This window comes from Moorena sp. SIO1F2 (genome assembly GCF_010672755.1).
Classification (GTDB): Bacteria; Cyanobacteriota; Cyanobacteriia; order Cyanobacteriales; family Coleofasciculaceae; genus Moorena.
The window spans coordinates 1-9,691 of sequence record NZ_JAAHFV010000253.1 but is presented as its reverse complement, the minus strand read 5'-3'; the positions used below and the strand labels follow the sequence as shown (position 1 = coordinate 9,691).

The 9,691-nt window shown below is 43.2% G+C and carries 13 protein-coding genes and 1 pseudogene; 10 read left to right on the top strand and 4 right to left on the bottom strand.

All coding sequences use genetic code 11. The features are described 5' to 3' along the window. Positions 1–115 (bottom strand): DUF2518 family protein (locus tag F6J94_RS24100; RefSeq protein ID WP_293044821.1); only part of this gene is annotated, 115 nt, incomplete at its 3' end. 703 nt (positions 116–818) lie between these two features. On the opposite strand from F6J94_RS24100, the gene ychF reads away from it, so the two are divergent. The 6 genes from ychF to F6J94_RS24070 all read left to right on the top strand — a co-directional run bounded on the left by ychF (position 819) and on the right by F6J94_RS24070 (position 4,887). Then, on the top strand, positions 819–1,910 hold the full coding sequence (gene ychF, locus F6J94_RS24095) for a redox-regulated ATPase YchF (protein WP_293044819.1): 1,092 nt from the start codon (positions 819–821) through the stop codon (positions 1,908–1,910). Between the two features lie 40 nt (positions 1,911–1,950). Next, positions 1,951–2,307, top strand: a complete 357-nt coding sequence (locus F6J94_RS24090; protein WP_293044815.1) for a phage holin family protein — start codon at positions 1,951–1,953, stop codon at positions 2,305–2,307. 259 nt (positions 2,308–2,566) lie between these two features. Continuing rightward, a complete protein-coding gene (gene cobM / locus F6J94_RS24085; protein WP_293017425.1) occupies positions 2,567–3,364 on the top strand; it encodes a precorrin-4 C(11)-methyltransferase in 798 nt (265 codons plus the stop codon). A gap of 35 nt (positions 3,365–3,399) precedes the next feature. Then, positions 3,400–3,816, top strand: a complete 417-nt coding sequence (locus F6J94_RS24080) for a zf-TFIIB domain-containing protein (protein WP_293044812.1) — start codon at positions 3,400–3,402, stop codon at positions 3,814–3,816. 105 nt (positions 3,817–3,921) lie between these two features. After that, the gene (locus F6J94_RS24075; protein ID WP_293044809.1) at positions 3,922–4,407 is read left to right on the top strand and encodes a flavin reductase family protein; all 486 of its coding nucleotides are present in this window, start codon (positions 3,922–3,924) and stop codon (positions 4,405–4,407) included. 126 nt (positions 4,408–4,533) lie between these two features. Beyond that, positions 4,534–4,887, top strand: a complete 354-nt coding sequence (locus F6J94_RS24070; protein ID WP_293044806.1) for a phenylpyruvate tautomerase MIF-related protein — start codon at positions 4,534–4,536, stop codon at positions 4,885–4,887. Here F6J94_RS24070 and F6J94_RS24065 read toward each other — a convergent pair. Both F6J94_RS24065 and F6J94_RS24060 read right to left on the bottom strand, forming a co-directional pair. After that, positions 4,884–5,081, bottom strand: coding sequence for a hypothetical protein (locus F6J94_RS24065; RefSeq protein ID WP_293044803.1), 198 nt, complete (start codon positions 5,079–5,081; stop codon positions 4,884–4,886). The genes F6J94_RS24070 and F6J94_RS24065 overlap by 4 nt on opposite strands. 12 nt (positions 5,082–5,093) lie before the next feature. Next, complete coding sequence (locus F6J94_RS24060) at positions 5,094–5,510, bottom strand: helix-turn-helix domain-containing protein (protein WP_070394850.1); 417 nt, start codon at positions 5,508–5,510, stop codon at positions 5,094–5,096. A 271-nt stretch (positions 5,511–5,781) separates the two neighbouring features. Between F6J94_RS24060 and F6J94_RS24055 the strand changes: the two genes are divergently transcribed. Further along, positions 5,782–5,943 carry a hypothetical protein gene (locus F6J94_RS24055; protein WP_293044797.1) on the top strand — a complete coding sequence of 54 codons (162 nt, stop codon included), beginning with the start codon at positions 5,782–5,784 and terminating at the stop codon, positions 5,941–5,943. Positions 5,944–6,073: 130 nt separating this feature from the next. On the opposite strand, the gene F6J94_RS24050 is transcribed toward F6J94_RS24055, so the two are convergent. Continuing rightward, positions 6,074–6,331, bottom strand: a complete 258-nt coding sequence (locus tag F6J94_RS24050) for a hypothetical protein (RefSeq protein WP_293044795.1) — start codon at positions 6,329–6,331, stop codon at positions 6,074–6,076. Between the two features lie 1,114 nt (positions 6,332–7,445). On the opposite strand from F6J94_RS24050, the gene F6J94_RS24045 reads away from it, so the two are divergent. The 3 genes and pseudogenes from F6J94_RS24045 to F6J94_RS24035 form a co-directional block, all read left to right on the top strand. After that, entirely contained in the window at positions 7,446–7,637 is a 192-nt protein-coding gene (locus F6J94_RS24045; RefSeq protein ID WP_293044793.1) for a hypothetical protein, read from the top strand. Positions 7,638–7,660: 23 nt separating this feature from the next. Beyond that, positions 7,661–9,034: an ATP-binding protein gene (locus F6J94_RS24040; protein ID WP_293044792.1), complete on the top strand. Its 1,374-nt coding sequence runs from the start codon at positions 7,661–7,663 to the stop codon at positions 9,032–9,034. Further along, positions 9,031–9,691: pseudogene (locus tag F6J94_RS24035) on the top strand (hypothetical protein); the annotation flags it as partial. The gene F6J94_RS24040 and the pseudogene F6J94_RS24035, both read left to right, overlap by 4 nt.

The following is a 9,691-nucleotide window of genomic DNA, read 5'->3' as shown; positions in this document are numbered from 1 at the left end:
GACGAAACCGCAGACCCCATTTGAAGATAAAACCGAGTATAGCAATCAAGCCACAGGCTAAAGTCAGAATACCTGCCCATTGAGTGTAGATCAGAAAATCAGCTGTTGTTGGCATAGTAGTTTATAGAGTTAGTAATGGGTAATTTAGCAAATAGAACAGGGAACAGGGAACAGGGAACAGGGAACAGAAAGTAGGGCATCAAAAATTATCAAAATTCCTCCACGGATTACTATTGATCATCGTAATGGATAATTGGTGACTGACCACTCATCAAATTAGAGTAGCATCTAGATTTATGAGCATCCTATTTTTGCAGATAATACTTTCAATAATAGTTGTAATTCCTAGTCAAAAAAATTATAATTATTAAGGTAGGGTAGGCAAATTGCTATTAGCTATAATACTCATTTGAACCAAACTGTCTGTTTTTACCCACCTTACAAGCTGAGTAACGTGTTTACCAAAAGGAGTAATCCAGAAAGAAATAATCTAAATTTTACTGGTTACGCACAGTAATATTACCGGCGACAATAAAGGCAAATACTAACTGAACCAATACTCGAAAAGCTGCTATTATATGTTGTTTACGACTATCACTTTACTCTTCAAAAGACGTAAATTGTCTAGTTTACCAATAGCGCTAAGGAGTATAGTATTAACCGGTTTATTGGAAACCATAATCAACCATTTATAAACTATCATTATAAACTAAAAATCAATAAGATAAGCGATAATTGATACAATAGTAGAACAGCTGGCCGATCGGTTCAATTTTCTATTGTCCATTGTCCATTTTAAAGCACTATATTAGACTACTATGCTAAGAGCCGGAATTGTTGGACTGCCCAATGTAGGCAAATCAACCTTATTTAATGCCCTAGTTGCCAATGCCAAGGCAGATGCTGCTAATTTCCCCTTTTGTACCATTGAGCCGAATGTGGGTGTAGTTGCTGTCCCAGATCAGCGGTTGCAGGTTCTGGCAAAGATTTCTGAATCTCAGAAAATCGTGCCAACTCGGATTGAGTTTGTGGATATTGCTGGTTTAGTCAAGGGAGCCAGTAAAGGGGAAGGCTTGGGTAACCAGTTTCTAGCCAATATCCGAGAAGTCGATGCGATTGTCCATGTGGTGCGCTGCTTTGATGATGATGACATCATCCATGTTTCCGGCTCCGTTGACCCAGCTCGGGATATTGAAGTAATTAATCTAGAATTAGCCTTAGCGGATTTAGGGCAAGTTGAACGCCGGATTGAGCGTACCCGGAAGCAAGCTCGTAGTAACAAAGATGCCAAGATGGAACTTGATGTCTTGGAAACCTTGAGCGCTGGGTTGAATGAAGGCAAATTAGTGCGCCAGATTAGTTTAACAGAAGAAGAAGCTGAGTCAGTCAAGCAATTGGGGTTACTGACTAGTAAGCCAGTTATCTATGCGGCTAATGTGTCTGAAGATGACTTAGCTACTGGTAATGACTGGGTCGAGCAAGTGCGGCAAATTGCTGCTACCGAAGATGCTCAAGTGGTAGTGGTTTCTGCTCAAGTAGAGTCAGAACTAATTGAGTTACCTGAGGAAGAGCGAGAGGATTTTCTTCAGTCCCTTGGTGTGGAAGAAGGGGGATTAAAATCTTTGATTGGCGCTACCTACGAATTGTTGGGCTTACGTACCTTTCTCACCACTGGTCCCCAGGAAACTCGTGCCTGGACTATTACTGCTGGTATGAAAGCGCCCCAAGCGGCTGGGGTAATTCACACGGATTTTGAGCGAGGCTTTATTCGGGCGGAAACCATTGCTTATGGGGATTTGGTAGCCGCTGGAGCCATGACCGCTGCTAAGGAAAAAGGGTTAGTTCGCTCAGAAGGTAAAGATTATGTTGTGCAAGAGGGAGATGTGATGCTTTTCCGCTTTAATGTTTAAGTAGTGCTTTAAATTAGTGGTGCTCTAGAGGGTTATACCCATGGATATTATTAGTCTTTTAATTGCATGTTTGGTTACTGCCGTCAGTTTGTTGATCATTTCCAAACTCCCAACTGGTGTCGAGATTGATAGTTTTGAGAAAGCATTGGTTTCAGCAGTGGTGTTCGGCATTCTCAATGCCCTATTGAAAACAATCCTGGATGTTTTAGCTCTTCCTATTACTATCTTGACTCTTGGGGTTTTTGCTGTTGTGGTCAACGCCATTATTTTTGGCTTAGCCGCTGCTTGGGTAACGGGATTCCGACTGCGCTGGGGATTTTGGAGCGCTTTGATTGGCTCAATTGCCCTTGGTTTCGTTAATTCCTTGATCTATAAGCTGCTCGGAACCTTGACTTGATTGTTGGTACCTAACAGGTAAACACAACAGGGGCAAAGGATAACAAACTCTAGCTCCTTGGCCTGTTGGCACTACACGGATATACAAACACTGAAGATACACCGATAACAAATGACCATCTGATCTGTGCATCTAGGTTAAATCCGTGTAGTTTTCGTTTGTCTTGAAATATCCACGCCCGAGCCCTGCACTCCCTACTCCCTACTCCCTACTCCCTACTCCCTACCACTTTATACCTTACCCAATTGAGAACTACTATATGAATTCAATCGCACCAGCAGTCTACATCATCGGTGCTGGACCAGGCGCTCCAGACTTATTAACTGTCAAAGCCTTGAAAATCCTCCAAAAGGCAGATGTTATTATAGTGGCAGATTCTCTAGTGCCCAAACAGATGTTAGAGAGTGTTCGTGCTGATGCCGAAATTATTCGCTCTGGCAACAAAACCCTAGAAGAGATTGTGCCACTGATGATTGAACGGGTGCGATCGCATAAATCTGTGGTCAGGCTACACTCAGGAGATTTGACTCTGTATAGTGCTATCCACGAGCAAATGCAAGCTCTAAAGGAAGCATCTATTCCCTTTGAAGTTATCCCAGGCATCAGCGCCTTTCAAGCAGCAGCGGCACAACTTGGTGTTGAGCTAACTATACCAGGATTAGTACAAACGATTATCCTTACTCGGATCAGTGGTCGTGCTTCTGCTGTGCCCGACTCAGAAGAATTAGCATCCCTAGCTGCCCATCAAGCTAGTCTGTGTCTCTATCTCAGTGCTCGTCACGTAGAAGCGGCTCAAGCCAAACTCCTAAAACACTATTCCGCCGATACACCGGTAGCGGTTTGCTTCCGCATTGGCTGGCCAGATGAAAAAATCTGGCTAGTTGACCTTGACAAAATGGCAGCAACTACTCATGAGCACAATTTAATTCGGACAACCCTTTACTTAATCAGTCCGGCACTAAAGACGGCTTTAAACCGTGATGGCCTTAAAACCCGTTCCCGTCTCTATCATCCTGAACACTCTCACCTCTTTCGTCCTCACCCCTCTATTGTATAAAATATATAATATAACATTAATTTTTGTATGGAAGTGTGAAGCAACTTAATTGCCCAAAGTGTACAGGAACATTAGAGCCAGTTACCTGCCATGACATTGAAGTAGACCGCTGTGTCAACTGCAAAGGCATTTGGTTTGATTCCCTGGAAGCCGAAATACTCAAAAAGATTAAGGGTTCTGAGAGTCTGGATATTGGAGACCCGGAAATTGGCTCTGAGCTGAATAAGATCAATGATGATATTTACTGTCCCCGCTGCGGAGCTAAAATGGTCCGCATGCTTGATATTGATGAGTACAGCATCTGGTACGAAAAATGTTTCCAATGCCACGGGGTTTGGCTAGATGCTGGGGAATTCAGGCAGTATAAGCATAATTTTCAGCCCAGAGGTGTTCTATATCGAGTTAAGCGCATGTTTAGACCCCAAAAGGACATCCCCAATCCTGTCTTTTAAACGCCAAAATTTTGTAAACTAATTGCCATTGACCGTTCGCGCAGCGTCAGGCTTTGCCCGAAAAGTCACGCTACGCCAACGCTAAGAACTTAGGGAGAAAGACTCGTGCTAGACGAACAAGCGAAAAAGACGATGCTGCGCAAAATTCCCCATGGTCTATATATCTGTGGGGTCAGGGATGGTGAAGAAATAATCAATGGCTTCACGGTCAGCTGGGTAATGCAGTCTTCCTTCAAACCGCCACTAATAGTTAACTGTGTTAAACAAGATACTGGCTCCCACGGCATCATTAAGAAAACAGAGGTATTTGCCCTAAGCTTCCTCGATAGTGGGCAAAAAGATATGGCAGCCAAATTTTTTAAACCCCAAAGTCGCGTTGGTAATAAGTTTGCTGATGTAGAATTTTACCTAGGAGAAGTAACTGGTTGTCCGATCATTTCTGACTCCCTCGGTTATGTAGAATGCCAGGTCAGAGGAACTGTGGAAGAAGGCGATCACACGGTCTTTGTTGCTGAAGTCGTTGGTTCCGGCATTCATCGGGAAGGAGATCAGTTGTTACTAGAAAGCACTGGTTGGCAGTATGGCGGTTAGAGCAATCAGCAATCAGCAATCAGCAATCAGCTTTCGGCTGACGACTGACGGCTGACGGCTGATAGCTGACGGCTGACAGCTTAAAATTTATCTTCAAAACCTCAACTAGAGTGTGATATCAAGACTATGCCTCTAATTAAAGTTCAAACTTCCATTGATGCTCCTGAATCAGCAGCGGTTGAAGGGTTGCTGAAAAACCTGTCAGGAAAACTAGCCGAGCATGTGGGGAAACCAGAAGCTTATGTGATGACAGCGTTTGAGCCTGGTGTGGCCATGACTTTTGCTGGTAGCTTTGACCCAGTTTGCTATGTGGAAATTAAAAATATTGGCACCATGAAGCCAACTCAAACTAAGGCGATGAGTCAGGATTTTTGCAAGACGATTAATGAGACCTTGGGTGTAGCACTCAACCGAATTTATATTGAATTTGCTGATGCCCAGAGACATATGTGGGGTTGGAACGGGTCAACGTTTGGTTAGAGGTTAGGGAGTAGGGAGTAGGGAGTAGGGAGTAGGGAGTAGGGAGTAGGGAACAGGGAACAGGGAACAGGGAACAGGGAACAGGGAACAAGTGGTGTGGTTTCCACCATGAGCGATTGCATCAAGACAATACAATAGTTCTCAAAGATACCAAGATTTTCGCCAACTATTTTATCCCTTTCGCCTCTCTCCACACTCTTGGCCGCTCAGCTCACTTTAAAGTCAGAAATAGTCTCAATCCATACCCGTGCTCCACAGTGTAGGGGATTATCCGGGCGATACATGACCCGACACGGGCCATTGACTTCGACGGTATGACCGTAAGTGTTTTTAGAGCCTCGTTTGACAGTAATCACCGGATTGCGTTCGCCGGTGTTGTGATTTTGGCGAATGACTTTCTGGTTCACGTGGATCACAGCCTTAGTGTAATTTGTACGCTTTGACCAATTCCGCTTTGGTCCACGAGTGCCAGGGGTAACCACGGGCATGCCATCAAATAAAGGAATCACCCAAGTTCTACCGACCTTATAAGCTCCTTTGACTCTGCCCTTGCTCAACAGGAAACGGACGCGAGTGGCAGAGATACCTAGTAATTCAGCGGCTTGTGCGGTAGAAATCATCATGGCGGTAAAACCGTTGTGTTTACGATATTGTTATCGTAACACGATTTTTTAAAAGATGCAAGTAGTAGGTGGTATGAGTGGTTAACGTGGGGAGTTAGAAAAACTATTGCATTGTCACTATGGGTGGTAAGGATGTTAAAAGTGGTTAACGTGGATAGTTAGAAAAACTATTGCACTGTCACTATGGGTGGTATAAGTGGTTAACATGGAGAGCTAAAAAAACTATTGCACTGTCGCTAGGGGTGCTGTGAGTGCATCTCATTAAAGCTGCTTGACCCAGTGGTGCGTTACTGCCCGATTCCCGATTCCCGATTCCCGATTCCCGATTCCCGATTCCCGATTCCCTGTTCCCTGTTCCCTCAATAAAAAAAATTCGGTCAAGTCCTGGTTAATTCCAATGCTTGACCGAATCATTTCTTGTAATAGTCAATAGCCCTAGGGTTCTTGACTATGTGTTCACCAAATCAACAACATACCAACTTAGGTTTGATACTTTAGACTTCGTACTTTCTGCTGAGTTTTGACCTGTCGCCAGGGATTGGAATCCCTGGCAAGTTCCTATCTTAATCTACCAACAGATACCGACTCAATATACTGATAACCTCTCCAGAATTTCCAGTAGGTTGAGGAGTGCTCCACTCATGAACTTGGGCGTAGCCACGGCTATAAAGGTTATAGATTGTGACCCGGACGGTTTTGGGAGAACCGATCAATATATGTTTGATTGGCTCCCGTCCTGGCTGGGCTTGCCCAGATAATTCATGGAAATTAGGATTGTTGGGATTATACTCAAAGTTTGGGAGAAAGTTTTCGATGTCCATAATGTTTTTTGTTGTTTGTTTTGGAAACATTTTTATGTTAATAAATAATTATTTATTTTGTCAAGTATTTTTCAGATTTTTTTTTTAATACTTTTTTGCTGTGGGGGGGGTATTAATAAAAAACATTAGATTATTTTTATTGCTTTTTTAGTTGAATTTAGTAGTAGCGTTCGCGTTTTTTTTTGAGAGGTTTTTGGGAGGGTATATTTGAAAGCAAGCGCGCAGCGTTACATGCAGATAAATCGCATTTTTTATTAAAATTATCATGGCTTTATCTAGCATTTTATAGCTCGATCCCCCCCAGCCCCCCGTGATCATTGGGGGGAGTGATTTAAGTCCTGTTTATCAAAAGTTTAATTCCGGAAAGTCCCCCTTGTTAAGGGGGATTTAGGGGGATCGAAACCCAGGAATTATGGGTTAGATTGATAAATTAGGGGTTAGGTATTAGAGTTGGGGAGTGCGATCCTATAGTTTATAAATAGTTCCATGGCTTTCTATAGCATTTTATAGCTCGATCCCCCCCAGCCCCCCGTGATCATTGGGGGGAGTCAGTCAAGTCCTGTTTATCAAAAGTTTAATTCCGGAAAGTCCCCCTTTTTAAGAATGCGATCGCGTAGCGGCTCTTTCAGAGCATCGTGTAGCGTGACATGTAGGTAAATCGCATTTTTTATTAAAATTATCATGACTTTATATAGCATTTTGTAGCTCGATCCCCCCCAGCCCCCCGTGATCATTGGGGGGAGTCAGTCAAGTCCTGTTTATCAAAAGTTTAATTCCGGAAAGTCCCCCTTGTTAAGGGGTATTTAGGGGGATCGAAACCCAGGAGTTAAGGGTTAGATTGATGAATTAGGGGTTAGGTATTAGAGTTGGGGAGTGCGATCCTATAGTTTATAAATAGTTCCATGGCTTTCTATAGCATTTTGTAGCTCGATCCCCCCCAGCCCCCCGTGATCATTGGGGGGAGTCAGTCAAGTCCTGTTTATCAAAAGTTTAATTCCGGAAAATCCCCCTTGTTAAGGGGGATTTAGGGGGATCGAAACCTAGGGGTTAAGGGTTAGATTGATGAATTAGGGGTTAGGTATTAGAGCTTGGGAGTGCGTTCGCTTAGGGTGACATGCAGGTCAATCGCGTAGCGGCTCAGAGCATCGCGTTTTTTTTTCGTGATGATAATTTAGGTAAGTGTAGCGTTGATAATGGTAAAAAAATACACAGTTTTTTACCTATTGCTTGCTCCCTGCTCCCTACTCCCTACTCCCTACTCCCAATAATAAAATTACTTACCCAATTTAAACATGCTATACTATAATAAATAGTATCTAAACTAAAGCATTGTTTGAGGTAGTCGTGGCGTTGGACTTACTGAGCGAAATCTATAGTTCCTTTGAACCTTTTCAGCCTCCACCCAAAAAGGCGTATGTTGACTGTCAAGATGTTCGTGGCGGTTGGGAGGTTACTCGAGAGTTAGGACGGAAAATCACGCGCTCTAAGCAGCCAACATGCCAGCTATACTCTGGGCACCGAGGAGTAGGAAAATCTACTGAACTTTTACGATTAAAAGAGCACTTAGAACAAAAGAAGTATTTTGTGGTTTACTTTGCCGCAGATGACGAAGATATTGAACCCCAAGATGCTGATTATGCAGATATTCTCTTTGCTTGCACTCGCCACTTGGTAGAAGCCATTAAGCTTGAACAGCATAATCCATTACTAAATTGGATGAAAGATCGTTGGGAATCCTTAAAGGATATTGCCCTGACCGAGGTAGCGTTTGATGGGTTAAGTTTAGAGGGGCAAATCTCACAGTTTGCTAAGATTACTACTAACCTTCGAGCAACACCAGATAAACGCCGTGAACTCCGCCAAAAAATCAACGCCAATACGCCATCTCTAGTAGAAGCTCTCAACGACTTTATCCAGGAAGCTCAAAAGTCTTTGTCTGCTAAGTCTGCTAATAGTCGAGGAATTGTATTGATTGTTGACAACCTTGATCGCATGGCAGAAACCCAAGAAATAGGGAAACCAAGTAACTATGATGACATTTATCTGAATCGCAGTGAAATGTTACGAAGATTGGCTTGTCATGTAGTTTATACCGTGCCAATAAAGATGGTGTACTCAGGACGGGCAACTCAGCTCGAAAATAATTACGATAAACCTGATGTCTTGCCAATGATCATGATCCGCAATCCAGACGGAACAGAAAATAAACTAGGGCTAGACAAAATGAGGGAATTGATATGCCGTCGGATTGCCCTGATCGAACCCAACTTACTTCAAACCCTAGAGGGGAAAGTAGACGGGCTAGATTTTCCGCCGGTATTTGATAACGGTGAGACCTTAAAGAATCTTTGTCTAATGAGTGGTGGACATGTCCGAAACTTGATGCAATTAATCCAGAAAGCGATTGACTGGACAGATGAACTACCGATTACTGGAAAAGCAGCAAAGCGAGCGATTGAAGAAACACGAGAGACCTATCAGAAGACTGTACAGGAGAGTGAATGGGAAACTTTAGCGCGAGCATGTCATCTCAAGCAGGCATATAATGATGATGCTCACTTAGATTTGTTGTTTAAGCGCTGTCTCTTGGAATACCGCTATTATGATCAAAACGATAACCTACAGATTTGGTGTAACGTTCATCCACTAATCGAAGGGATTCCAAGATTTCAAGATGTACTTGCCAAGGTGAGAGCTTTATGAGTCTTGCTAACTCATCTAACGATACTCCTCCCTCTAAGGAAGAGATTTACCAAGCCTTTTTGCGATCGCTGAGGCGACGGAGGGGATTTGGGATTGTGTTCATGCAATGTCCTCCAGCTGAGGCTAAGCGGATCATTGGGCGAGTGCATCAGGATTTACCCCAGAAGCAAATAGCAACCTTAACATTAACCGAGCCCATTGATAATCTTTATGATCGTGTTGAAAATATTCTAGACCGCGATCAGTTGAGTATTCTCTTCATTCAAGGTATCGAAAAATCTTTAGAAGCTTATATCAAGCCAGGATATGGCGGAGACGGGGATTACTACAATCTTGATACTGTCCCTACTATCTTGAGCCACTTAAACCAACGGCGGGAGCTATTTCGAGATCATTTCAAAACTCTTTGCTTCGTTTTTGTGTTGCCAGCGTTTGCTATTAAATACTTTATTCGTCGTGCTCCTGATTTCTTCGATTGGGGAGCAGGTGTTTTTGAGTTTTCTGTAGATAAGGTAGACGTTACTACTACAATAGCAATGTCAGTTGATAACGGAGATCATCAGATAAGTGTTACTAACTATGTTCAGATCGGTGAGACTGTCTATACTGACCGTGAGCTAAGTGATTTACGACGGTCTCAAGGGGAGCAACTTGTTA